This is a genomic window from Streptomyces sp. NPDC006643 (assembly GCF_042870175.1).
Lineage (GTDB): Bacteria > Actinomycetota > Actinomycetes > Streptomycetales > Streptomycetaceae > Streptomyces.
On record NZ_JBIAHA010000026.1, the window covers coordinates 36,792 to 60,758 of the forward strand.

The window sequence follows — 23,967 nt, forward strand, 5'->3', positions numbered from 1 at the left end:
GATCTTGCCGTACCCGCCGACCGGTCTTCGCTCGGAGTGGCGGAGTTGAGGCAACTGTTACGGACCGGGCGGCGCGCCGGGTGTCAGTTCATCCGGTCCGGGTCGGGACCGGTGCGCTCGTTCCGGTTCAGGGCCGAGATCTCGGCGATGTCGCCCTCGCTCAGCTCGAAGTCGAACAGGCGGAAGTTCTCCTCGACGCGCGCGCGGGTCACCGACTTCGGGAAGACGATGTCCCCGCGCTGGATGGCCCAGCGCAGTGTCACCTGGGCGGGCGTCCGGCCGACGGCGTTCGCGATACCGACGACGACCGGGTCGTTCAGCACCTTGCCCTTGGCGATGGGGGACCAGGCCTCGGTGGCGATGTCGTGCTCGGCGTCGAACGCCCTGACCTCGTCCTGGGTCAGATACGGGTGCGCCTCGATCTGGTTGACGGCGGGGACGACCACGGAGCCCTCCAGCAGCCGGCGCAGATGGTGCGGCTGGAAGTTGGAGACGCCGATGGCCCTGACGCGCCCCGAGCGGTAGATCTCCTCCAGCGCCTGCCAGGTCTCCACGAACTTGCCCTGGGCGGGCAGCGGCCAGTGGATGAGGAAGAGGTCGAGGTGGGCCAGTCCGAGGTCCGTGAGGCTCTGGTCGAACGCGGCGTGCGCGGCGGCGGGGTCGTGGAAGGGGTTGTTCAGCTTGCTGGTCACGAAGATGTCGTCCCGGTCGAGCCCGGAGTCGCGGACCGCCTGGCCGACCTCCTTCTCGTTGCCGTACATCTGCGCGGTGTCGATGTGCCGGTAGCCGACCTCCAGCGCGGTCAGCGTCGCCGCCCGGGTGTCGGCCGGCGGGATCTGGAAGGTGCCGAAGCCGAGCTGGGGGATCTTCACCCCGTTGTTGAGGGTGATGTCGGGTACGGCGTTCATGGGGACTCCTCGAGATGCTGCTCGACAGGCTGCGGGGGTGGTGGGGGAGAGTGCTCAGGGCCGTCTTCCCGATCGTATTGCCGGTAAAACAGCGGAATACGACAAATGCCCCAGCGGCTTCCCCCTGCGGGCGGCCTCCGACGGTTCGTCAGATCGCGGGTTACGGGCGGGGGCCTTTCTCCTTACCGAGGGGTTACGGAGGCAACCTTCTCGATGCCCGGCCCGTCATGCACGGCATGAAGATCTCATTTCTTATACACAACGCGTATGGGATAGGAGGGACAATCACCACCACGTTCAACCTGGCCCGCGCGCTGGCCGACCGGCACGACGTGGAGATCATCTCCGCTCTCCGGCACCGGGAGCGGCCTAACCTCACCCTCGACCCGCGCGTGAGGCTGCGGCCCCTGGTGGATCTGCGGCACGAGAAGAACGACCCACGCCATCTGACCCCGGCGAAGGTCTTCCCCTCGGCCGAGTACCGCTACCGGCAGTACAGCGCCCTCACCGACGAGCGCATCGGCGAGGCGCTGGCGACGCTCGACGCCGACGTCGTCGTGGGCACCCGGCCCGGCCTCAACGTGCACCTCGCCCTCCAGGCCCCCGCCCGTACGGTGCGCGTCGGCCAGGAGCACCTCACTCTGAACAACCACCCGCCGCGCCTGCGCAACGCGCTGCGCCGGGTCTATCCGCGCCTGGACGCGATCACCCCCGTCACGGAGGCCGACGCCGCCGTCTACCGGCGCAAGATGCGGCTGCCGGGCGTCCGGGTGCAGGCGCTCCCCAACAGTGTCCCGGCCCCGACGCTCCCGCCGGCCGACGGCTCCGAGCGTGTCGTGATCGCCGCCGGACGACTGGTGCCGGTGAAGCGATTCGACCTGCTGATCGAGGCCTTCGCCGCGGTCGCCGCCGAGCGGCCCGACTGGCAGCTGCGCATCTACGGCAAGGGCGAGGAGCAGGAGCGGCTGCGCGCGCTCATCGACCGGCTCGGCCTGTACAACAGCGTCTTCCTGATGGGCGCCGCGATCCCGATGGAGGCCGAGTGGGTCAAGGCCTCGATCGGGGCCGCGACATCGAACTTCGAGCCGTTCGGCATGACCATCGTCGAGGCGATGCGCTGCGGCCTGCCCGTCGTGAGCACCGACTGCGACTACGGTCCGGGCGAGATCATCGCCCCCGGCGAGGACGGCCGGCTGGTCCCCGTCGGCGACCGGGACGCCCTGGCCGGCGCCCTGCTGGACCTCGTACGCGACGACGAACTGCGCCGCCGGATGGGCCGCAGCGCGCTGGAGAACTCCCGGCGCTTCGCCCCCGGCCCGGTGGTGGCCCAGGCCGAGCGGCTCTTCGAGGAACTGGTGGCGGCCCGCGGCGAGGGCCGGCCACCCGCACGCACCACCGAGCACGCACTGGTGAGCGGCGGACACGCCGCCAAGGACACCGCGCTGGTCGCGGCCAGCAGCGTCCTGAGGACCGTACGGAAGGCACGAGGATGAGCGGCGACGACAACGCGAACGCACCGGCCGCGAAAGCACCGGTGGACAAGCCCCGCGCGGACGCGACCGTGGACGACGACGGACGTTTCGTCCTGCGCGTACGACTGCCCCTGCCCGACTCCGCGCGCCCCCGGCTGCTGCTTCAACTGCGCCCCAAGAAGGGGCAGTCGGAGGAGACCGGCCGTGTCGTCGCGCTGGAGCCCGCCGGGCCGGACGAATGGCGGGCCGTGCTGGAGACGGCGCCCGCCCTGCCGGAAGGCCGCTGGGACGCGTACGTCCTGGGGGCGCCGGGCGAGGAGCGCACACCGCTGCTGCCCGGTCTGCGTGATCTGCGCACGCTGGTCTCCGGCGGCGGCGACGGCCGGTCCACACCCCTGGCGGTCCGGATCCCCTACGCGACGAAGGACGGCCGGCTCGCCGTACGGACCTGGTTGCGGGCCTCGCACGCGGAGGCCGGCCGGATCGTCTTCTCGGGCCGGTCGATGACCGTACGGGCGCGGCTGTTCGGTCCCCGGCTGGGCGAGGGCGCGGCGGCGCTCCTGTACCGGCGGGGGCGGGAGACCGCCGTACGGCAGACACCGCTGCGGGCGGAGGGGGACCGGGCGTTCACCTTCACCGTCGACTACCCGGACCTGCTCGCGGAACAGGGCCGGCCCGACACCGACGCGGCGGCGGTCTGGGACGTGTACGTCCGGCCGGCCGCCGGGGCGCCCCGGATCAGGGTGGCCCGGCTGCTGGACGACGTCGCCGACCGCAAGGCGGTCTTCGTCTACCCGGCCGCCACCCTCGGCGGGGTGGCGGCGCGTCCGTACTACACGGTCGACAACGACCTCTCAGTGGAGGTCGCGCCCGCCGCCGGCCGGTGAACTCCGGCGCGCCGCGAGGCGGTTGACGCCCCGTCGGACCGCGGCCGACGCCGCGTCAGCCCGCGGCCCGCAGCACCGTCGACACCAGGGCCTTCGCCTCCTCCTGCACCTCACCCAGATGCTCCGGGCCCCGGAAGCTCTCCGCGTACACCTTGTACACGTCCTCGGTGCCCGACGGCCGCGCGGCGAACCAGGCGCTGTCGGTGCACACCTTCAGGCCGCCGATCGCCGCGCCGTTGCCGGGTGCCTCGGTGAGGACCTTGGTGATCGGCTCGCCCGCCAGGGAGTCGGCGGTGACCTGGTCGGCGGAGAGCTTGCCGAGGACCGCCTTCTCCTGCCGGCTCGCGGGGGCGTCCACGCGGGCGTAGGCCGGGTCGCCGAACCGCTCGGTCAGCGCGGCGTAGTGCTGGGACGGGGTGGCGCCCGTGACGGCGGTGATCTCGGAGGCCAGCAGGGCGAGCAGGATGCCGTCCTTGTCGGTGGTCCACACCCGTCCGTCGCGGCGCAGGAAGGAGGCGCCGGCGCTCTCCTCGCCGCCGAAGCCCAGACCGCCGTCGTACAGACCGTCGACGAACCACTTGAAGCCCACCGGCACCTCCACGAGCGTGCGCCCGAGGTCGGCGGCGACCCGGTCGATCATCGAGGAGGAGACCAGCGTCTTGCCGATCCCGGTGCCGGCCGGCCAGCCGTCACGGTGCGTGTAGAGGTACTGGATGGCCACGGCCAGATAGTGGTTGGGGTTCATCAGACCGCCGTCCGGCGTGACGATGCCGTGCCGGTCGGCGTCGGCGTCGTTGCCGGTCGCGATGGTGTACGTGTCGCGCTGCGCGATCAGCGAGGCCATCGCGTACGGCGACGAGCAGTCCATCCGGATCTTGCCGTCCCAGTCCAGCGTCATGAACCGCCAGGTCGGGTCGGCGAGCGGGTTCACCACCGTGAGGTCGAGCCGGTGCCGTTCGGCGATCCGGCCCCAGTACCCGACCGAGGCCCCGCCGAGCGGGTCCGCGCCGATCCGGATCCCGGCGTCGCGGACCGCGTCCAGATTCAGGACGGACGGCAGGTCGTCCACGTACCGGCCCAGGAAGTCGTGCCGCCCCGTGGTGTCGGCGGCCAGCGCCCGCGCGTACGGCACCCGGCGCACATCCGCCAGACCCGCCTCGATCAGCGCGTTGGCGCGGTCCTGGATCCAGGAGGTGGCGTCCGAACCGGCCGGGCCGCCGTTGGGCGGGTTGTACTTGAATCCGCCGTCGGCCGGCGGGTTGTGCGACGGCGTGACCACGATGCCGTCGGCGAGGCCGGTGGCGCGGTCCTGGTTGTGGGTCAGGATCGCGTGCGAGACGGCCGGGGTGGGGGTGTAACCGTCGTCCGCGTCGATCAGGACGGTGGCGCCGTTGGCGGCCAGCACCTCCAGCGCGGTCACCCGCGCCGGCTCGGACAGCGCGTGCGTGTCGGCGCCCAGGAACACCGGCCCGTCGGTGCCCTGACGGGTCCGGTAGTCGCAGATGGCCTGTGTCGTGGCGGCGATGTGGTCCTCGTTGAACGCCGCCCCGAGCGCGGAGCCGCGGTGTCCTGACGTACCGAAGGTGACCCGCTGCGCGGGCTCGGCCGGATCCGGACGCAGCGCGTAATAGGCCGTCACCAGCCGTGCCACGTCGACCAGATCTCCGGGCTGCGCGGGCTGCCCGGCCCTGTCGTGCACCATCGGCGGACTCCAATCGTGTCGGGCGGGCGCCCGCCGGTTCGAGGACGGGGCCTACGTAACCCTATGAGGTGGGGCCGCGCCAGTGGGCGCCGCGGTGCCCGTGCGCGGCCAGTGCTCCAGCAGCACATGGAGCGCTTCGACGGTGCGCTCCCAGGACGCCTGGACGTCGCGGTCGGCCGCGAACCCGCCGTTGGCCTCCAGCGTGCTGAAGCCGTGGAAGGTGCTGCGGAGCAGCCGTACGGCATCGGTCAGGTCGGGTTCGGTGAGGCCGTACGCCCGGAGCATCCCGTACGTCATCTCGACGGTGCGCAGATACGACGGGGGAGTGGACGTGATCGCCGGGTCGAGCCGGGTCTGGGTGGCGGCGTACAGGCCGGGGCGCTCCAGCGCGAACGTCCGGTAGGCGTCGGCGAACGCGACGAGCGCGTCCCGGCCGGCCCGGCCCGCCACGGCGGCGGCGACGCGCCCCGCGAACTCGTCCACCGCCAGCAGCGCGATCCGGGTCCGCAGGTCCGCCGCGTTCCTGAGGTGCGCGTAGAGGCTCGCGTCCTTCACCCCGAAGCGCCGGGCGAGCGCGGCCACCGTGACGTTCTCGAAGCCCACCTCGTCGGCCAGGGCGCCCGCCGCCTCGGTCAGGGCGTCGACCGTCAGTCGTACGCGCGCCATGGGCGCCACCTCCTGTGCTCGGCCCGGTTCGGCGTGGCTCCGCCCGAGCATACCCGGAGACTAGGAAAAATAATTATTTGCCTAATACGATTAGGCACTGTTAGCTTCGAAATCATGAAAGCAGTGACCGAGCAGGACATCCGCGCGTCGTTCGTCAATTGCTCCAAGGGAGAGGCGGCGCGACTTCCCGTACCGCGCGACCTCGCGGAGCGCCCCTGGGAAGACCTGGACTTCCTGGGATGGCTCGACCTCTCCGCGCCCGACCGCGGCTATCTCGTCACCGAAAGGGACGGCGCGCTCATCGGCGTGACGCTGCGTTATCCGTCACGCCGGAGCGGGTTTCTGCGCCGCAGCATGTGCTCCGTCTGTCTGACCACGCACCCGGGCAGCGGTGTGTCGCTGATGACGGCGCGCAAACGCGGCAAGGCGGGCCGGGAGGGGAATTCGGTCGGGCTGTACATGTGCACCGACCTCGCCTGCTCCCTCTACGTACGCGGAAAGAAAGCGGCGGCGCCCGGCGGGCGCATGGAGGAGAGCCTGACCGTGGAGCAGCAGATCGAGCGCGCGCGGGCGAACCTCTTCGGCTTTCTCGACCAGCTCGCCACCTGAGAGGCCGGCGCGCTCGTCCGTACGGTCGAACGCCCGGGCCCCGACGGGCGGGCCGCCCTACGATTGCCGGGAAAGCAGCTCTCTTCCACGGAGAAGGCGCGCCGCAATGACGAAACTCGGCCTCCCGGACAGCATCCAGGCCTGCCTGTTCGACCTCGACGGTGTCATCACGAAAACGGCCGTCGTGCACGCGGCGGCCTGGAAGGAGACGTTCGACGCGTTCCTGCGGGAACGCGACGGCGCGGGATTCCGCCCCTTCGACGCCGTCGCGGACTACAACCAATTCGTCGACGGACTTCCCCGCGCCGACGGCGTACGGGCCTTTCTCGCCTCGCGCGGCATCAAGCTTCCCGAAGGCGCGCCGGACGACCCGCCGGACCGCGACACCGTGCGGGGCCTCGGCAACCGCAAGAACGAGCGGCTGCTGAAGAGGATCAGATCCGGCGGCGTCGAGGCGTACGAGGGCTCGCTGCGCTACATCCGGGCCGTCCGGGCGGGCGGTCTGCGCACCGCGGTGGTCTCCTCCAGCACCAACTGCCGTGACATCCTGCGGGCGATCGACGCCGAGTCCCTCTTCGACACCCGTGTCGACGGTGTCGTGGCGGCGGAGCGCGGACTGCCCGGCAAGCCCGACCCCGCCCCCTTCCTCGCGGCGGCGGGGGATCTCGGCACCGAGGCATCGGCCGCCGCCGTGTTCGAGGACGCGCTGGCCGGTATGGAGGCCGGTCGCTCGGGACACTTCGGATATGTCGTCGGCGTCGACCGGGTGGGGCAGGCCGACGCGCTGCGGGCCCACGGCGCGGACACGGTCGTCACGGATCTGGCGGACCTCGCCGACTCCGCCGACTCCGCCGACTCCGCAGGCCAGGAGCCGCGGGCATGATCACCGACTCGATGTACGCCGTGGAGCCCTGGTCCCTGCGCGAGACGGAACTCAGCCTCGACGTCCTGCCGCAGAGCGAATCGGTCTTCGCGCTCTCCAACGGCCATGTCGGCTGGCGCGGCAACCTCGACGAGGGCGAACCGCACGGCCTGCCCGGCTCGTACCTCAACGGTGTCCATGAACTGCACCCCCTGCCGTACGCCGAGGCCGGTTACGGCTACCCCGAGTCGGGCCAGACCGTCATCAACGTCACCAACGGCAAGATCATCCGGTTGCTGGTGGACGACGAGCCGTTCGACCTGCGCTACGGACAACTCCGGTCCCACGAGCGCGTGCTCGACCTGCGGGCCGGCCTGCTGCACCGTACGTGCGAGTGGACCTCACCGGCCGGCAGCACCGTACGCGTGCGCTCCACCCGGCTCGTCTCCTTCACCCAGCGCGCCATCGCCGCCGTCTCCTACGAGGTCGAGGCGGTCGACACCGAGGTGCGCATCGTCATCCAGTCGGAGCTGGTGGCCAACGAGCAACTGCCCGAAGCCGCGGCCGATCCCCGCGCCTCCGTCGCGCTGGAGTCGCCGCTCCAGGCGGAGGAGACCTTCGCTTCGGGAAACCGGCTGCGGCTGGTGCACTCCACCCGCCGCAGCGGCCTGCGCGTCGGCGCGGCGGCCGACCATGTCGTGTCCGGCCCCGAGCCGACCACCACGGAGTGCGAGTCCGACGACGACGTCGCGCGGCTGACCGTCACCTCCGTCCTGAAACCCGGCAAGAGCCTGCGGCTCGACAAGCTCGTGGCGTACGGGTGGTCGAGCACCCGGTCGCTGCCCGCGGTCGGTGACCAGGTGGACGCCGCGCTGGCCGGCGCGGCGAGCGTCGGCTGGCAAGGGCTCGTCGACGAACAGCGCGCGTATCTCGACGACTTCTGGCGGTGCGGCGACGTCGAGGTGGAGGGCGACGAGAAGATCCAGCAGGCCGTACGCTTCGCCCTCTTCCATGTCCTCCAGGCCGGCGCCCGCGCCGAGCAACGAGGCATCGCCGCCAAGGGGTTGACCGGCTCCGGCTACGACGGGCACGCCTTCTGGGACACCGAGGCGTTCGTCCTCCCGCTGCTCACCTACACCTCGCCCGACGCGGTGTCCCAGGCACTGCGCTGGCGCCAGAGCACCCTGCCCGCGGCGCGTGAGCGCGCCGAGCAACTCGGCCTGCGCGGCGCCGCGTTCCCCTGGCGGACCATCGACGGCTCGGAATGCTCCGCCTACTGGCCGGCCGGCGCCGCCGCCTTCCACGTGAACGCCGGGATCGCCGACGCCGTGGTGGGATATCTGTTCGCCACCGAGGACGCGGAGTTCGAGCGGGACTGCGCCGTCGAACTGCTGGTGGAGACCGCGCGGTTGTGGCGGTCCCTCGGTCACCACGACCACCACGGCGCCTTCCACATCGACGGCGTCACCGGCCCCGACGAGTACAGCGCCGTCGTGGACGACAACACGTATACCAATCTGATGGCCCGCACGAATCTGCTGGCCGCGGCCGACATCGTGGAGCGCCACACCGACCGGGCGGCCCAACTCGGCGTCGACGACGAGGAGAGCGCCGCCTGGCGGGATGCCGCCGAGGCCATGCACATCCCGTACAACGACGAGTTGCGGGTGCATGAGCAGGACAACGGATTCACCGGGCACCAGCAGTGGGACTTCGAGAACACCCGGGCCGACCAGTACCCGCTCCTGCTGCACTTCCCCTACTTCGACATCTACCGCAAGCAGGTCGTCAAACAGGCGGACCTGGTGCTGGCGATGTACAAGTGCGGCTCGTACTTCGACGCCGACCACAAGGCGCGCAACTTCGCCTACTACGAAGCCATCACCGTCCGCGACTCCTCACTGTCGGCCTGCTGCCAGGCGGTCATGGCGGTGGAGACGGGACACCTGCGCCTCGCCTACGACTATCTGACCGAGGCGGCGCGGATGGACCTGGAGGACCTGGAGCACAACACGCGCGACGGTCTCCACATCGCCTCGCTCGCGGGCACCTGGATGGCTCTGGTGGCCGGCTTCGGCGGCATGCGGCACCAGGGCGACCGGCTGGACTTCGCGCCCCGGCTGCCCGAGGAGATCAGCCGGCTCGCGTTCACGGTGCAGGTCCGGGGCCGCCATCTGCGGGTCGAGATCACCCCGACGACCGCCACGTACACCCTCCCCACCGGTGATCCGCTGAAGATCCACCACTACGGCGACCTCGTCACCGTCCACGGGGGAGTCCCCGAGGCCCGCACCATCCCGGCCGTCGTCGCCTCGCCGACACCGGACTACCCGCCGGGGCGGCGGCCCAACGTGGACGGGCACCGGCGCTGATCGTTCGGGGTGCGCCGGGTGCGCCGGGTGCGGTCCGTGCGGTCCGGCCGGGGCGGTCCCGCCGTGGCGGTTCAGCCCGTGAAGTCGGGCGCGTAGACCCACTTCGTGGTCTCCGCGACCATCGTCACGTCCGTGGACAGCACCCCGGTGATCGACCTGATCGACGCGACCAGGTCGATCAGATGCGCGTCGTCCCGCGCCATCACCTCCACGATGAGGTCGTACGCGCCCATGCCCGTCACCACGTAGTAGGCCTCGTCCAGCTTCGACACGTTCTCGGCGACGCTCCGCGTCCGTGAGTCGCACCGGATGCCCACGATGGCCGAGCGGTGCAGACCGTGCGTGCCCGGGTGGGTCATGGTGCCCACGGCGACGATCCGTTCCTGGATCAGCCGGTTGAGCCGCTGACGCGTCGCCGCGTGCGACAGGCCCACCGTCCGTGCCAGCTCCGCGACCGGTGTCCGCCCGTCCGCCTGGAGGATGCGGACCAGTGTCCGGTCCGTCTCGTCCAGGTCCGCGGGCCGCAGGCCGCTGAATTGTCCGTGTCGCACCGTGCTCCTCAGGTCCTGAACGCCGGCGGGTCCAGCGGGCCCGCCACTTTCGTCAGGAGATTACTCGACAGGACTCATTGACACCATATTGATCGTGCGCCTAGCTTTCTGCCATCACTTTGACGGTAGAGGTGCTCCATGGCAACGAAAATACATGCTCTCCATGCGTCCACACTGATCGACGGGACGGGCGCCGATCCGATCGACAACGCCGTTCTCGTGGTCACCGACGGCGTCATCACCGCCGTCGGCACCGAGACCGAGGTACAGGTGCCCGGCACGGCGGAACACGTCGACCTCCACGACGCGACCCTGATCCCGGGCCTCATCGACTGCCACACCCATCTCGGCGGCACCCAGAGTTCCGACTTCACCCAGTGGGTCATCGAGGACGACCTCCAGCAGGCCGTGGAATCGACCGTCCAGATGCGAGAGCTGATGGTCCACGGCGTCACCACCATCCGGGACATCTCCCGCAACGGGCTGCGCCTCAAGCGCGCGGTCAACGCCGGGCGGCTGCCAGGACCCCGGATCGTCGCCTGCGGCCCCGGCATCTCCCGGACCGGCGGCCACGGCGACGCGCACAACCTGCACTGCGACCTGGTCCAGCGCAGCCACCCGTGGGCCCTGCTCGCCGACGGCCCCGAGGAGATCCGCAAGACCGTCCGGCTGCTGAACCGCATGGGCTCCGACGCCGTCAAGATCTGGGCGACCGGCGGCGGCATGTGGGACAAGGAGCTGGAGACCGACCAGCACTTCGACCTCGACGAGCTTCGCGCGGTCGTCCGGGAGGCGCGTATGGTCGGCGCTCCGGTGCTCGCGCACGCCGAGTCCCTCGCCGCGACCAAGGACTGTCTGCGGGCCGGGGTCGCCACACTGGAACACGGCGAGGAGCTGGACGAGGAGTGCATCGAGATGATGCGCGACCAGGGCGTCGTCCACGTACCGACGCTTCAGCTGTTCCTCGGCCCGTGGTTCGACCACTACCCGCCGCCGCCGCGCCAGGGTCTGGAGTCCTACCGGGGCGAGACGATGGTCGAGAAGGAGAAGAACCGCGTGGCCGACAACTTCAACGCCTCCCGCACCGCCGGTGTGCGGATCGCCGTGGGCAGCGACAGCTTCTCCAGCGAGACCGTCCCCTTCGGCGTGTCCACCCTCACCGAGGTCAGGACGATGATCGAGACGGGCATGCCGCCGATGGACGCCCTGGTCGCCGCCACCCTCAACGGGGCACGCGCGCTGCGGGTGGACGACGTCACGGGCTCGCTGACCGTCGGCAAGAGCGCGGACGTCCTGGCGCTCGGGCTCAACCCGCTCGACACCCCGAAGGCGTACGGCAAGGAGCACATCGTCCGTGTCCAGCGGGGCACCCAGGTCTGGGTCGACCGGTCGGACGACAGAACAGAGCTGCCGGACGGGAGGGCCCGTCATGGCGAAGTCGTCTGACACCCAAGGCGCGGGCACGAGCGCGGGCACGGGCGCCGGAGCGGGTACGGGAGCGGGCACGGGCCCCGGCGCCGAGCCGCGGCCGGTCCGTCTCGCCAACGCCGGGCTGACCACGAAGGACCTGGTCTTCTTCGTCGTCGCGGCTGCCGCGCCCCTCACGGTCATGGCCGGCGTGGTGCCGCTCGCGATCCGTACGGGCGGCGAGTCGGCCGCGTACGGCTATATCGTCCCCGGCGCGATCCTGCTGCTCTTCGCCGCGGGCTTCACCGCGATGAGCCCGATGATCAAGAACGCCGGCGCCTTCTACTCGTACATCGCCCGGGGTCTCGGCCGTCCGCTCGGCATCGGCTCCGCGCTGGTCGCGCTCGTCGCGTACAACGCGATGGCCGTCTGTCTGCTGGCCGGTTTCGCGTACTACACGGCGAACACCTTCTCCTCGCTCTTCGGCCTGGACGTCCCCTGGCAGCTGATCGCGGTGGTCGGCACGGCCGCCGTCGCGTTCCTCGGCTACTCCAAGGTCACCCTCGGCGCCCGTGTGCTGGGCATCGCGCTCGGTCTCGAACTCCTCGTGCTCGTCATCTACGAGGTGTTCGTACTGGTCAAGGGCGGCGCGAGCGGCCCGACGGTGAGCGTCTTCGCACCCAGCCTGATCACCCATGACGGCTTCGGGGCGCTGCTGGTCCTGACCGCCGGCGGTTTCATCGGCTTCGAGGCGACGGCGCTGTACGCGGAGGAGGTCCGCGACCCGGCCCGGACGATCCCGCGCGCCACCTACATCGCCATCGGTTTCCTCGCGGTCTTCTACACCTTCTCCGTGTGGTGCGTGTTCGTCGCGTACGGCTCCGACGGCGCGCTCGCCTTCGCGGGCGGTGACGACGTGGCGAACATGACGTTCGCCTCGATCACCCACTACGTCGGCGCGTGGGCCTCCGACTTCGGTCAGATCCTGCTCTGCACGAGCGCCTTCGCCGCCGCCCTCGCCTTCCACAACGCCGCGTCCCGCTACTTCTTCGCGCTCGGCCGGCAGCGTGTGCTGCCGAGCGCGTTCGGCAGGATCCACCGGCGTTCCGGCGCACCGGTCGGCGGAACCGTCGCGCAGACCGTCGTCAACGCCGTGGTCCTCGGACTGGCGATGATCCTGGGCGCCGACCCGTATCTCGTGGTCTTCCTCTGGTCGGCCGCGCCCGGGGTGCTGGGCATCCTCGCGCTCGAAGCGCTCACCGCGCTCGCGGTGGTCCTCTTCTTCGCGAGGAACCTCCGGGGCCACTCGCCCTGGCGGGTGCTGATAGCGCCCGCCATAGCCGCTGTCGGCCTGGTGGTGCTCGTGTGGCTCTCGGTCTCCCAGCTCGACCTCCTCACAGCCGCGGGATCGGCCACCAACTGGGCGCTGCTGCTGCCGCTTCCGGCGCTGTTCCTGGTGGGAGTCGTGATGGCCGTGCGGATCCGCCGCCGCGACTCGGTCCGCTACGAATCGCTCGGCACCGAGGACGTCGAGGGCTGATGTACAGGCTTCCGACACATCCGGTTCATTGCCGCTGATCGTCAACTCCCGGCAGACTCTGCGTGTTCAGTGGCCGCCACGCGCACGACATGGCTGACATGCGTGCCGTGGACGGCCCGGCCCAGCCCGCTCCCCACAGCGGGTTCGACCAGGAGGACGCAGTTGAAGAAGAGTTGGCCCTCGGCCAGGCGAACGGGCTCCGCGCGACGGCTCGGGAGGATGTCCCTCCTGAGTTCCGTCGGAGCCATAGCACTGGTGGTGGCCGCGCCGGCCACCGCCTTCGCCGACCCCCCACGGGCACTCCCCGGCAACGCCAACGAGCAGGAACGGACGTTCCAGCCCGCCTACGACTACGACGGTGACGGCTGCTACGCCAGCCCCGCCATCGGCCCCGACGGCACCGTCGCCCCGGGTCTGGGACTGGGCGGCGACGTCAACGGCAACTGCCGTGACCTCTCCGACCTGGAGAACAGCAACAGTTACTCGCGCGAGAAGTGCAACAACGGGTGGTGCGCGATCATGTACGCCTCCTACTTCGAGAAGGACCAGGTGTCACTCGGCGGCGGCAGCGCCGGACACCGCCACGACTGGGAACACATCGTGGTGTGGGTCAAGGACAACAACGTCGAGTACGTGTCGACGTCCGCCCACGGCGGGTTCCAGATCCACAACCGCTCCCAGATCCAGTTCGACGGCACTCATGCCAAGGTCGTCTACCACAAGGACGGCGGCAGCACGCACGCCTTCCGGGCCGCGAGCACGGGCGACGAGCCGCCGGAGAACCACCGGGGCACGTGGCAGTATCCGACGCTCGTCGGCTGGGAGGGCTACCCCGCCGGTCTGCGCGACAAGCTGAGCGGAGCCGACTTCGGCAGCGCGACGCTCGGTATCAAGGACAGCACGTTCAACTCGCACCTCGCCAAGGCCAAGCCGGCCGACATCCCGTTCGACCCGAACGCCTGACGGGCGACGGCGGGACGGCGACCCCGTTTCGGTCGTCGTCCCGCCGTCCGTCTTCCGACGTTCTCCGGTGGCTTCCGGTGGCTTCCGGTATCTTCCGGCGCGGCGTCAGCGCAGCGTGCCTGCAAGCGCGTTGATCACCTCGGACGCCAGTACCGCCTGGCCGGACGCCGAGAAGTGGATGCGGTCGGCGCTCAGCAGATCCGGCCGCGAGTTGACCGGGTGGTCCCACATGTCGATCACCAGGACGTCGAACTCGACGGCCAGGCCCAGGATGATGGCGTTGAGCATCCGTACCCGCTCGGGGAAGTCCGGGAACGCCGGTACGTGGAAGGCCCTGCCGAGTGTGAACGTCGTCAGCCGCGCCCCGGTCCCGGCCGCCCGCTCGAACACGCGCCGCGCCGTGCGCTCGACGGCGTCGAAGTCGGGCCGCTGACGGAACAAGTCGTTGGCCCCGCAAGAGATATGGAGCAGATCCGGGCGGAACGCGACGACCTCGTCCATCTGCCGGCGCAGTGTGTCGGCGGTGGTCGCGCCGATCGTGCCGGTGTTGAGGCAGACCAGTTCGGGACGTTCCCGGCACAGGGCATCGGCGACCCGATCGCCCCACGGCAGATGCGTGTAGCCGGGACTGGGGCCACCGGTTCCGGCGGCCAGGCTGTCGCCGGCGACCGCGAAGCGTCGCCACGGCGAACCGGCGAGGAGCTGGGCGGCGCGTCCCGGCGTGAGACAGAAGGGGTCGGCCTCTTCGGTGAGAGGCTTCGTTGCGGTAGTCGTCATGGCATAAAAATACGATCGGTCGTGCGGACAGTGCAAGAGAACTCGACGTCGGAGTGTCGGCGTGTCGGTGGTTCGGGGTGCGGGCGGGCCGAAGTCCGGACGGTGTGAACTCCCGCTATTGGTACGGACCTTGACGCCGTTCGCCGGTGTCCCTACGGTGGCCAATCAGCCCCTCGTTCACATGCTCGTCCTCTGTTCGCATATGAGACCCCCATGACTTCCCGTAGGAAGGCTCTTGCGATGCGTACTCCCAGACTCCTCCCCACCGTCCTCGCCGTCGCCGCGACGGCCGGCGCGCTGTCCATGACCGCCACCCCGGCGCACGCGGCCGTCATCAACGTGACGACCGCCGCCGAACTGAAGTCGGCGCTCACCACCGTCCGCCCCGGCGACACGATCCAGCTCGCCGACGGCAACTACACCGGAAACTTCAAGGCGCTCGTCGCCGCCACCGCCAACTCCCGTATCACGCTGACCGGTTCGGAGAAGGCGGTCCTCAACGCCGGCGGCGGGTACGTGCTGCACCTCAACGGCGCCTCGTACTGGACCGTCAAGGGCATCACCCTCACCGGCGCCCAGAAGGGGATCATGGCGGACACGGCCAACGGCGTCGTCATCGACTCCGTGGTGGTGCACAACCTGGACATGGAAGGCATCCACTTCCGCAAGTCCAGCCGCGACGGAGTCGTCAAGAACTCGCGGATCTACGACACCGGCAACGACGGCCGGGGCATGGGCGAGGGCGTCTACGTCGGCTCCGCCGGCGGCACCTCCGACAAGAGCGACAACGCGCAGATCCTCAACAACACCATCGGCCCCGATGTCGGCGGCGAGGCCATCGACATCAAGGAAGGCACCACCGGCGCGAAGATCATCGGCAACACCTTCGACGGCCGGGGCCTGACCGGCGCCAACTTCGACGACTCCTGGGTCGACGTCAAGGGCAACAACACCCTCGTCGAGAACAACACCGGGAAGAACACCACCAACAACGGCTTCGAGACCCACACCCAGCAGTCGGGCTGGGGCTGTGGCACGGTCTTCCGCGGCAACAAGTCGGACCTGACCGGCGCCACCGGCGACAAGCAGCTCGCGATCAACGTCACGGCGGACACCGCAGGCTGCCGGACCACCGTGCACTCGAACAACACCGTCACGGGCGGTCGTGGCCTGACGAACATCGCCATCACCCCCTGACCGGCCCCGGCCGCCACCGGCCGCCGGACGGGACGCACGGGCGCCCCGTCCGGCGGCCGACCCGCCAAGGCCCGGCCGTGCGCTCAGCTCATCGCGTCGCTCACCGGGGCACCAGCCACGTCGCTCACCGCTCACTCGCCGCGTCAGCCGTCGCGTCGCCGAACCACCTGGGCAGCCGGGCACGCAGATCCGACTGGTCCTCACCGACCCACGCCACATGACCGTCCGGCCGCAGCAGCACCGCGGGCACGTCCAACTCCTCGCTGACATCGACGACATGATCGACCCGGTCCGCCCAGCCCGCCACCGAGAGTCGGCCGGTCTGGTCGAGCAGCAGGCCCCGGCCCCGGTGCGTCAGCTCGTAGAGACGCCCCCGCTTCAGCGTCACGTCCCGCATCCGCCGGCCGAGCAGTTCATGGCCCTCGCCGAAGTCGTAGCGGATCCGGACGGCGATGATCTTCTCGGTCAGATACCGGCTCACCTCCTCGAAGTCCATCAGCTCCGACACCAGCCGCCGCGCGGCCCGGGGGCCGGGCTCGATCGACATCAGCTCCATCTGCGCCCGGGTGTTCTCCAGTACGTCGGCGGCCACCGGATGCCGTTCGGTGCCGTAGCTGTCCAGCAGCCCCTCCGGTGCCCAGCCGTCGACCTCGGCGGCCAGCTTCCAGCCGAGGTTGAACGCGTCCTGGATACCGAGGTTGAGACCCTGCCCGCCCAGCGGAGGATGGATGTGCGCCGCGTCGCCGGCCAGCAGCACCCGGCCGCTCCGGTAGCGCTCCGCCTGCCGGGTGGCATCGCCGAAGCGGGACAGCCAGCGCGGTGAGTGCACGCCGAAGTCGGTGCCGGCGGTGGCCCGCAGCTGCCGCTTGAACTCCTCGAACGTCGGCGGGACCGTACGGTCCTCGGCCACTCCGTCGGCCGGCACGCCGACGCGGTACGCCCCGTCCTCCAAGGGCATGGCCCCGAACCGCAGCTGGGTCTTGCGGACCTCGGTCATCACGGCGGTGAGGGTCTCCTGCGACGCGGTCACCTCCATCTCGCCGAGCAGGGTGTCGACCCTGCTCGGCTCACCGGGGAAGCCGATGCCGAGCAGCTTGCGCACCGTGCTGCGGCCACCGTCGCAGCCGACGAGATGGCGTGCGCGCAGCCATGAGCCGTCCGCCAGCTCGACATCCACCCCGTCGTCGTCCTGGCTCAGCCCGACCAGCTCGTGGCCGCGCCGGATCTCGGCGCCCAGCTCGACGGCGTGCTCGTTCAACAGCCGTTCCGTGACCGGCTGCTGGATACCGAGGACATACGGATGTGTGGTGTCCAGCCGCTCGGGTGCCGGCTTGCGGATGCCGGCGAAGAAGCCACCGAGCGGGTATCGCCGGCCGAGCGCGAGGAACCGGTCCAGCAGTCCGCGCTGGTCCATCACCTCGATGCTGCGCGCGTGCAGGCCCAGTGCGCGGACCTCCCTGGGCGGCTCCGATTCCTTCTCCAGCACGACCACGCGTACGCCGTGCAGCCGCAGCTCGGCCGCCAGCATCAAGCCGGTCGGTCCGCCGCCGGCCACGATCACGTCAATCACAGAGAACCCCCATATGTCGCCCATGGCAGACAGAAGCACACGGAAATCGTGAAGCTCTGATTTCGGTATGTTCTGGCGCCTCGGCCGACAATTCTGCGGCACGACCGGGGTCTTGCCGCAAGGCCCCCGGTGCGCTATATGTTGAGAGTGGCAAGGAGCGCGTGTGCTCTTTGCCTTCTTCTATTTCCTAGCGGCCCGGTGGCTCCTCGCAGAGGTCGTCCAGGACGAACGCCCCGGCGCGTTTCTGGAGTATCCGCTCCGCCTCCAGCTGGCCGAGCAGACCGTCGAGCGCCGCGGCGTCCTGCGGCTTCTCCAGGAATTCCAGTACGGCCCGTTGGAAGGCACCCCGCAGCGTCGACGGCATCGCGTCGGACGCGTCGAAACAGATCTGGTCCGCGCCGTTGAACAGCCGCAGCACCGCCGCCGAGGGGCCCGTCGCCGCGGACGTACCCGTCGCACCCGTTATCCCCGCCGCGCCGGAGGGGAAGTTCGGCCGCTCCGCCGGGGCCGCCGCCTCGACCCACTCGGCCTGGGCCTGCGGCGAGGTGAGTTCGAGCAGCAGCTCCCACGCCGCGTCGCTCGGCTTGAACACCGCGGCCATGTCGCCCGACACCTCGAACACGTTCCGGTCCGCCGGCAGCCCGGCGACGAAGTCCGACGTCGGCGCGGGTGTCACTTCGGGACCGTAGTGGCGGCGGATGAACGAACCTTGGTGCTCGCGGGTGCAGTCCTTCGCGTTCAGCAGCCCGTACCGGTTCGCGCCCAGGCTCTCGAAGTCCTTGGTGAGAGAGGCCAGGGCGTTCGCCTTGTCGTCGGTGGCGAGCACGTCGGCCCATTCCTGCCACGCCTGTTTCACCGGCCCCTTGTCCCACGGCTGGTTTCCGGTGGCCCATCTCTCGTACGTCTCGTAGCCGTGCCGTTGCAGCAGCAGGTCCTCGATCCAGTCCGTGCCCGGCCACCCGGACGTCGCGCCAGACGCCATGCCCAGACACCACACCGCCTCGGCTTCGTCCGCCTCGTCCTCGCCCGCCTTGCTCCAGACGATGGACTTGAGGTCCACCCGCACGGGCACCCAGAACGCGTTCACGTCCGTGTCCCCGTCGATGCCGGTGACCGAGATACGCGGCGCCCACGGCCCGATGGCCTCGGTCGCCACCTCCGGCGGCAGAGGCTGCGCGTCACCTTCGAGCGCGTACTCCGCCAGCTCACCGGTGCCGTTGAGGATCGCCACGTCGGGCGGGGCGTCCGTGCGCAGCTGCGCGACCAGTGTCTCGCGCAGCGAGCGTGTGCCCTCGTACGCGTAGTGCCGGCCCGTCCGCTCACCGATCTTCGCGAGCGCCGCCTCGAACGGCTTCTCCTCGCCGTCCGTCCACGGTCCCAGCACCACCAGCGTCTGCTTCTCCTCGGCCGCGCACCCGGCCGACACGACGGCCGCCCCGGCGAGCAGGGCGCCGGCGAGCGCCGAGCGCAGGAGAGCGTAGGGAGCCCTCACGGTGTCCTCCAGAGGATTTGCAGATGTCTGCGGCCGTAGTGGAACAACGTGAAACCGGACGCCACCGCGCCCGCCGCGCCGACCGCCAGGGCGATCTCGGCGGCCAGCGCCCAACTGCCCGGGTGCGTGCCGCGCAGCTCCACGCCGAGCCGCTCGTCCAGCGACTCGATCGTCGGATCGGCCTTCACCGTCGCCCCCACGGCGGCCAACTCGGCTCCCGCTTCCCGCACTTCCCGCTGCGCGTGCTGCTGGCCGACGGCGCCGGGCACCAGCACACCGAGGACCAGCGGCACCGGGAGCGCGTACAGCGCCAGCACCACGCTGAGCACATGCAACTGGGAGCGGACGAACTCCAATGTGCCGACCACGACGAACACGAAGACCAGCACGGCCAGCAGGGCGCCCGCCGCCGTCACGGCGGACAGCACGCTCCAGCCCGAAAGCTCCGCCGCGTCCGCCTTCAGCTCCCCTTCGAGGGCCACGATGCGGTCGAGCACGGCCGTGGGCTTGTCCGGGCTGCCGACGTCGTGCAGCAGGCTGCGAGCGTAGTCCAGCCCCGCCGTGCGCAGCGCCTTGCTCTCGTGATGGCTGTCGGCCCAGCCGATCCAGTCGTCGTAGGCCACCACCAGCCCCGACACCACCCGGACCTCCTGCTCCTGGGCGGGGCGCAGCGCCTCGGTCTGCGCGGCGTTGTTCAGGCTCTGCGACGCCTCGGTCAGCAGGGACGGATACCTCTCGCCGAGCCCGACGAGATCGGTCTGGAGCAGCGGATTCTTGCCGTTGTCGCCGAGACGCCGCGTGGCTTCGTCGTGCGCGAGGGCCAACGACGTCCTGGCATGGGCCAGTTCGACCATGGCGGGGGCGTAGCGCTCGCGCAGCTGACCCGTACGGTCGTGGAGGTCCAGATACGCCGTCCCGGCGAGCGCCAGGACTGTCAGCCCGAGCGCCGGCAGCAGCAGCATGCGACTGAAGAGGAACGGCGCGGTGTGCCGTCGCTCTCCCTTGTCGCGTGACTCGTCCTTGTCCCGTACGTAGCCACGGGCCCGGTCCCACAACGGCACGGTGAACTCGCGGAGGCCCATCACCGCTCACCCGTGGCCGAGTCCGTCGTCGGCGTGTCTGCCGTCGGCGGGTCCGTCGTCCCGCCGCGCAACCGTCTCGGCCGCCAGCCGCGCAACTGTCCCTGGCGCTGCTCGCCCCTGCTGTGGCTGAACGCGTAGGGGCGGGTGTGGTACGCGTTGTCGAGCAGGGCCCGCTCCAGCTTCCTGTGCTCACCTTCGGTGGTGCGCGGCACCTGGCCGGAGAGCTTGTCGTAGCAGGCCGCCAACTGCTTGCGCACATCGCGTTCGGTGGTGGGAACCTCGATCTCCGAGGGCAGCGACTTGCGGAGCGCGCGCAGTGGATCGGGCACCGGGGGAGTGGTGACCAGCCGGAGCAGCAGTTCCAGCACGTCGGTGCGCAGGCGGTACTGTGCCTGGCTGTCCGTCAGCCCCTCGTTTGTGTCCAGCAGATGCAGCGTCTCCCAGGCCCGGGCGGCGGCGGCCACGGTCGGCGGACCGCCGTCGGCGGGCGGAGCCGCGTGGATCCGCACGATGGCCGTGCGGGCGGCGGTGCGATGCCGTGAGTCGAGGGGGACGGCTTCGAGGAGGTCCACGGCTTTCTGGGTGTCGCCGTCGGCGAGATGGATACGGGCCAGGCCGAACGCCGCGCTGCCGAGGGCGCGGTTGCGCTTCCACACCGCGCTGTAGAAGATCACCGCCTGCTGCGGGTAGCCGAGAACCTCGTGGCAGTAGCCGAGGGCGAGCTTGGGCGCGTACTCGCCGGGAATCGCCTCGTAGACCTGGTTGAAGGACTCCAGGGCCGACTCCACCTCGTCTCCCGCGAGATGGAGCAGACCCCGGTGCCAGCGCAGCCGCCAGTCGTACGCGGCCAGGCTGCCGACGGCGGCCTCGGCCCGCTCCAACTCGGCCATGGCCGAATCCAGATGCCCGTCCGTGGGCCGATAGCGGCCGACCGCGAGATGGAGGCGGCAGCGCAGGAGAGCCAATTCGGCGGAAGGTACCCATCCGGCGCTGAGCTGGAGCAGACCGGCCGGATCCTCGTACGACGTGCGCTGCGCCCCCTTCCAGTTCGTGTCCTGCTCGCTCACCTTGGGCACGGGCAGGCCCACGGCCACCTCGGCCGCCTCGGGCGGTTCTATCGTCAGGGGGCGTTTTACACTGCCGCCGTGCCGCCACTGTCCGAGCGGTGGGGCCTTGCCGAGCTCGCCGTCGAGCGCGGCGGGTGCGACCGAGAACAGCGATGACGGCACGAACGTCTCCTCGTCGCGCCGCAGGGAACGCAACTCGCGCAGCACACCACGTAGTTGCACGGACATCTCCGACGCATCGGCGAACCGGTCCTCGGGGCTGGGCGCCATCGCCCGGTCCAGCACCCGTTGGAGCGAGGTGGTACCCAGGTCGACGTGGCGGGTGGGGACCCGGGCGAGCAGTTCCTGGAGGACGGCCCCGACCGCGTACAGATCCGCCGCGACTGTCACCTTCGTGGAGGTGCCGATCTCGGGGGCCGGGAAGGTGACCGGCCCGGCGTCGCCGATCTGCCGGACCCCCGCGACGTCGATGAGTTTGATGCCCTTGCCGCAGTGGATGACATTGGTGAGGGAGAGATCGCCGTAGACGGACTCGACGTCCTTGTGGAGATAGTTGAGCGCGTGCAGGATCTCCAGCCCGTAGGAGGCGATGAACTCGTGGACGCGGTAGCCGTCGAACGGCGCCGCGTTCCGCTCGATCTGTTCGGCGACCCACTTCAGCGGAGCTCCGTCGGCGAACTCCATCACGATGAAACCGGCCTTGTGCGCGGGGTGTCCGGGTTTCTCGGGATGGCCGGGCCGGGGTGCGTAGTTGTACACCTTGATGATCGAGGGGTGGTTGAGGCCGACCAGCCGGAGCAGTTCGCCCCGGGAGATCCGCCGGCCCGTCTGGTCGTCGGGATCCCGTACGCCCTTCAGCGCCACCACACGGTCGTTGAGCATCTCGTCACAGGCCAGATACACCTTGCCGTTGCTCCCCTCGCCGAGCAGCCCGACGACCTTGTACTGCTGGTGCAGCAGCTGGCCGGCCCTGAGACCGGACTCCGGCTCCGTCGGCGTCTCCGGCTCGGGCTCCACGAACGCGCGGGGATTCCTGACGGTGATGTCCGGCAGCGCGGTGAGATCGTCCTCTGGCGGGACCACCTTGTACTCGCCCGCTGAATTGGGCCGGTCGAGGCCCTGTACGGCGGAGGCGATCCGCCACACCGCCTCCTCGACGTCGATGTCCAGCTGGAACAGGTCGTACGCGAGAGCGGCGCTCTTGCGGGGGATCTCGCCGTCCTGGCGCAACCCGGCCAGCCGCGCGGTCAGTTGACGGTGGCGCAACTGAGGTGTTTCGGTGCCGTCCCGGTCGCCGGAGTGCGCGTTCAGCCTGCGGAGCCGCTTCTCCAGCGCGGCGAGCACAGCCATCCGTGCTCCGAGGGCGGTCAGGCGCCGCTCGGCCCACGCGTCGTCGAGCAGCGCGTCCACGACACGTTCGAGCAGGGGCGACCCGCGGTCGTGGAAGACAAGGAGCAACCGGGCGAGCCCGCCCTCTCGTAAGGCGCTGAGCAGCGGCAGCGCCGCATCGCCGGTCGGGGAGGTCCGGTCGACCGACAGGAACGCGGCGGAGACCGGCAGGCGGTGCGCGGTGATCAGCGCGAGCAGGCCGTCGTCGTCCTCCGGTCCCGCGTGATCCTCCTGCCCGTCGAGGCCCTCCGGTCCGCGAGCGCCCACCAGGCCGACGCGCTCGGCGGTGTACACGATCAGCTCGCCGGCGGTCAGGCCCTCGGCGTCCACGGCCAGGTCGATCGAGCCGACGGGGGGCTCCGTGCGGCCATTCGTGCCTGCCCGCCGCGGAGTGCGTTCGCGGTCGGCGAGGTTGAGCGTGGTCTGAATCGCCGAGATGTCGTCGAGCCGGTTCTCACGGACGAAGATCAGCTCAACCGGCTCCGCGACCGCGCGCCCGCCCGACACCGAGCCCGTCCCGGACACGGGGTTCGACAGCTGGGCGAGAGTCGCGCCGCCCCTCTCCGGAGCCGTGTCGACGAGCCAGTTCGTCACCTTGCGGCGGAGTCCGGCAGCGCGGTTCGACACACTCGTGGGCGGATTGCGCGGGATGGTGCGTGAGATGGCGCTACGCCCCCTCGGCTTCAACTCTTCCCGCTGTGCGGTCGACAGGGACTTCAGGATGGACAGATGTCCCACGAGAGTGTCGGTCGGGATCATGTAGGTGTGGCTGACCCCGTCCCGGGCGTTCTCGAACTGGTAAGCCATGATGCCGATGAGCGCGCCGTCGTTGGTGACCACGCCGCTGCCGCTGAAGCCGCGGCGTGGTGCGAACGACCCAGGAGCCCGGTCGAGTTGCATCCATTCGGAATTGCGCCCGGGCCCGCCCCGACTCCTGAGCAGGGCGCTCAGGTCCTCCCCGCCGGTCAACCTCTCCGGGTAACCGATGGAGTGGACCTTCTCGCCGCGCGGCGGGATCCGCTGGTCCAGTACGGCGGGCTTGACCGATGGCACGGAGGCCAGCTGGAGCAGGGCGATGTCGCCGCTGAAGCCCGGGGTCAGTGGCCTCAGATGATCGGCCAGCACCTCGGCGCGCAGCGGCGCGGGCGGGGGCCCGGGGACGCCGGGGAACTCCGCGTACAGGTTCTCGACGGGCCGCGGCGGCCCGCCGGCCTGGACGACCCGCGAGCCGTCCTTCCTCTTTCGGGACCGGGCCAGCACCACATGGGCGCAGGTGAGCACCAGCCCACCCCGCAACAGGACTCCCGCACCGAGCACCGGGCCCTCGTAGTCCCCTCCCCTGACCAGTCGGACTCGCCAAGAGGTGTCCTGGGACGCCGAGTTGGCTGTGTCATCTGACTCCCTCATACTGCTCAACAATAGCCACGGGGGGTGACAATCAGGCCCCGCTGCGT

General features: G+C 70.4%; 18 protein-coding genes. 9 read left to right on the forward strand and 9 right to left on the reverse strand.

Features of this window, described 5'->3' with window-relative positions; genetic code table 11:
- Positions 1–83: 83 nt before the first annotated feature.
- On the reverse strand, positions 84–908 hold the full coding sequence (locus ACFYNU_RS30490; RefSeq protein ID WP_356592594.1) for an aldo/keto reductase: 825 nt from the start codon (positions 906–908) through the stop codon (positions 84–86).
- 236 nt (positions 909–1,144) lie between these two features.
- Between ACFYNU_RS30490 and ACFYNU_RS30495 the strand changes: the two genes are divergently transcribed.
- Entirely contained in the window at positions 1,145–2,401 is a 1,257-nt protein-coding gene (locus ACFYNU_RS30495; RefSeq protein ID WP_356592596.1) for a glycosyltransferase family 4 protein, read from the forward strand.
- Entirely contained in the window at positions 2,398–3,267 is an 870-nt protein-coding gene (locus ACFYNU_RS30500; RefSeq protein WP_356592598.1) for a hypothetical protein, read from the forward strand. The genes ACFYNU_RS30495 and ACFYNU_RS30500 overlap by 4 nt, the downstream gene beginning before the upstream one ends.
- Positions 3,268–3,322: 55 nt before the next feature.
- On the opposite strand, the gene pgm is transcribed toward ACFYNU_RS30500, so the two are convergent.
- Both pgm and ACFYNU_RS30510 read right to left on the reverse strand, forming a co-directional pair.
- The gene (gene pgm / locus ACFYNU_RS30505) at positions 3,323–4,969 is read right to left on the reverse strand and encodes a phosphoglucomutase (alpha-D-glucose-1,6-bisphosphate-dependent) (RefSeq protein ID WP_356592600.1); all 1,647 of its coding nucleotides are present in this window, start codon (positions 4,967–4,969) and stop codon (positions 3,323–3,325) included.
- 51 nt (positions 4,970–5,020) lie between these two features.
- The gene (locus tag ACFYNU_RS30510; RefSeq protein ID WP_356592602.1) at positions 5,021–5,635 is read right to left on the reverse strand and encodes a WHG domain-containing protein; all 615 of its coding nucleotides are present in this window, start codon (positions 5,633–5,635) and stop codon (positions 5,021–5,023) included.
- Positions 5,636–5,749: 114 nt separating this feature from the next.
- Here ACFYNU_RS30510 and ACFYNU_RS30515 point away from each other — a divergent pair, with 114 nt between their 5' ends.
- The 3 genes from ACFYNU_RS30515 to ACFYNU_RS30525 all read left to right on the forward strand — a co-directional run bounded on the left by ACFYNU_RS30515 (position 5,750) and on the right by ACFYNU_RS30525 (position 9,478).
- Entirely contained in the window at positions 5,750–6,244 is a 495-nt protein-coding gene (locus ACFYNU_RS30515) for an FBP domain-containing protein (protein ID WP_356592604.1), read from the forward strand.
- Between the two features lie 106 nt (positions 6,245–6,350).
- Positions 6,351–7,127 carry an HAD-IA family hydrolase gene (locus ACFYNU_RS30520; protein WP_356592606.1) on the forward strand — a complete coding sequence of 259 codons (777 nt, stop codon included), beginning with the start codon at positions 6,351–6,353 and terminating at the stop codon, positions 7,125–7,127.
- A complete protein-coding gene (locus tag ACFYNU_RS30525) occupies positions 7,124–9,478 on the forward strand; it encodes a glycosyl hydrolase family 65 protein (protein ID WP_356592608.1) in 2,355 nt (784 codons plus the stop codon). Before ACFYNU_RS30520 ends, ACFYNU_RS30525 begins: the two co-directional genes overlap by 4 nt.
- Before the next feature lie 71 nt (positions 9,479–9,549).
- On the opposite strand, the gene ACFYNU_RS30530 is transcribed toward ACFYNU_RS30525, so the two are convergent.
- Positions 9,550–10,029: an AsnC family transcriptional regulator gene (locus tag ACFYNU_RS30530; RefSeq protein ID WP_356592610.1), complete on the reverse strand. Its 480-nt coding sequence runs from the start codon at positions 10,027–10,029 to the stop codon at positions 9,550–9,552.
- A 138-nt stretch (positions 10,030–10,167) separates the two neighbouring features.
- On the opposite strand from ACFYNU_RS30530, the gene ACFYNU_RS30535 reads away from it, so the two are divergent.
- The 3 genes from ACFYNU_RS30535 (at position 10,168) to ACFYNU_RS30545 (ending at position 13,939) form a co-directional block, all read left to right on the forward strand.
- Positions 10,168–11,475, forward strand: a complete 1,308-nt coding sequence (locus tag ACFYNU_RS30535; protein ID WP_356592612.1) for an amidohydrolase family protein — start codon at positions 10,168–10,170, stop codon at positions 11,473–11,475.
- On the forward strand, positions 11,459–12,976 hold the full coding sequence (locus ACFYNU_RS30540; RefSeq protein WP_356592614.1) for an APC family permease: 1,518 nt from the start codon (positions 11,459–11,461) through the stop codon (positions 12,974–12,976). Before ACFYNU_RS30535 ends, ACFYNU_RS30540 begins: the two co-directional genes overlap by 17 nt.
- A gap of 219 nt (positions 12,977–13,195) precedes the next feature.
- Complete coding sequence (locus ACFYNU_RS30545) at positions 13,196–13,939, forward strand: NPP1 family protein (protein WP_356592616.1); 744 nt, start codon at positions 13,196–13,198, stop codon at positions 13,937–13,939.
- A gap of 105 nt (positions 13,940–14,044) precedes the next feature.
- On the opposite strand, the gene ACFYNU_RS30550 is transcribed toward ACFYNU_RS30545, so the two are convergent.
- Positions 14,045–14,716, reverse strand: coding sequence for an SGNH/GDSL hydrolase family protein (locus ACFYNU_RS30550; RefSeq protein ID WP_356592618.1), 672 nt, complete (start codon positions 14,714–14,716; stop codon positions 14,045–14,047).
- 240 nt (positions 14,717–14,956) lie between these two features.
- Between ACFYNU_RS30550 and ACFYNU_RS30555 the strand changes: the two genes are divergently transcribed.
- Positions 14,957–15,913, forward strand: coding sequence for a right-handed parallel beta-helix repeat-containing protein (locus tag ACFYNU_RS30555; RefSeq protein WP_356592620.1), 957 nt, complete (start codon positions 14,957–14,959; stop codon positions 15,911–15,913).
- Positions 15,914–16,037: 124 nt separating this feature from the next.
- On the opposite strand, the gene rox is transcribed toward ACFYNU_RS30555, so the two are convergent.
- The 4 genes from rox to ACFYNU_RS30575 form a co-directional block, all read right to left on the reverse strand.
- On the reverse strand, positions 16,038–17,483 hold the full coding sequence (gene rox, locus ACFYNU_RS30560) for a rifampin monooxygenase (RefSeq protein ID WP_356592622.1): 1,446 nt from the start codon (positions 17,481–17,483) through the stop codon (positions 16,038–16,040).
- Between the two features lie 187 nt (positions 17,484–17,670).
- On the reverse strand, positions 17,671–18,975 hold the full coding sequence (locus tag ACFYNU_RS30565) for a hypothetical protein (RefSeq protein ID WP_356592624.1): 1,305 nt from the start codon (positions 18,973–18,975) through the stop codon (positions 17,671–17,673).
- Positions 18,972–20,057, reverse strand: a complete 1,086-nt coding sequence (locus ACFYNU_RS30570; RefSeq protein ID WP_356592626.1) for a hypothetical protein — start codon at positions 20,055–20,057, stop codon at positions 18,972–18,974. The genes ACFYNU_RS30565 and ACFYNU_RS30570 overlap by 4 nt, the downstream gene beginning before the upstream one ends.
- The gene (locus ACFYNU_RS30575) at positions 20,057–23,920 is read right to left on the reverse strand and encodes a tetratricopeptide repeat protein (RefSeq protein WP_356592628.1); all 3,864 of its coding nucleotides are present in this window, start codon (positions 23,918–23,920) and stop codon (positions 20,057–20,059) included. The genes ACFYNU_RS30570 and ACFYNU_RS30575 overlap by 1 nt, the downstream gene beginning before the upstream one ends.
- Between the last annotated feature and the right edge of the window lie 47 nt (positions 23,921–23,967).

Coding starts and splice junctions, on each gene's coding strand:
- ACFYNU_RS30490 (WP_356592594.1), bottom strand. CDS start 908: ATGAACGCCGTACCCGACATCACCCTCAACAACGGGGTGAAGATCCCC.
- ACFYNU_RS30495 (WP_356592596.1), top strand. CDS start 1,145: ATGAAGATCTCATTTCTTATACACAACGCGTATGGGATAGGAGGGACA.
- ACFYNU_RS30500 (WP_356592598.1), top strand. CDS start 2,398: ATGAGCGGCGACGACAACGCGAACGCACCGGCCGCGAAAGCACCGGTG.
- pgm (WP_356592600.1), bottom strand. CDS start 4,969: ATGGTGCACGACAGGGCCGGGCAGCCCGCGCAGCCCGGAGATCTGGTC.
- ACFYNU_RS30510 (WP_356592602.1), bottom strand. CDS start 5,635: ATGGCGCGCGTACGACTGACGGTCGACGCCCTGACCGAGGCGGCGGGC.
- ACFYNU_RS30515 (WP_356592604.1), top strand. CDS start 5,750: ATGAAAGCAGTGACCGAGCAGGACATCCGCGCGTCGTTCGTCAATTGC.
- ACFYNU_RS30520 (WP_356592606.1), top strand. CDS start 6,351: ATGACGAAACTCGGCCTCCCGGACAGCATCCAGGCCTGCCTGTTCGAC.
- ACFYNU_RS30525 (WP_356592608.1), top strand. CDS start 7,124: ATGATCACCGACTCGATGTACGCCGTGGAGCCCTGGTCCCTGCGCGAG.
- ACFYNU_RS30535 (WP_356592612.1), top strand. CDS start 10,168: ATGGCAACGAAAATACATGCTCTCCATGCGTCCACACTGATCGACGGG.
- ACFYNU_RS30540 (WP_356592614.1), top strand. CDS start 11,459: ATGGCGAAGTCGTCTGACACCCAAGGCGCGGGCACGAGCGCGGGCACG.
- ACFYNU_RS30545 (WP_356592616.1), top strand. CDS start 13,196: ATGTCCCTCCTGAGTTCCGTCGGAGCCATAGCACTGGTGGTGGCCGCG.
- ACFYNU_RS30550 (WP_356592618.1), bottom strand. CDS start 14,716: ATGACGACTACCGCAACGAAGCCTCTCACCGAAGAGGCCGACCCCTTC.
- ACFYNU_RS30555 (WP_356592620.1), top strand. CDS start 14,957: ATGCGTACTCCCAGACTCCTCCCCACCGTCCTCGCCGTCGCCGCGACG.
- ACFYNU_RS30570 (WP_356592626.1), bottom strand. CDS start 20,057: ATGGGCCTCCGCGAGTTCACCGTGCCGTTGTGGGACCGGGCCCGTGGC.
- ACFYNU_RS30575 (WP_356592628.1), bottom strand. CDS start 23,920: ATGAGGGAGTCAGATGACACAGCCAACTCGGCGTCCCAGGACACCTCT.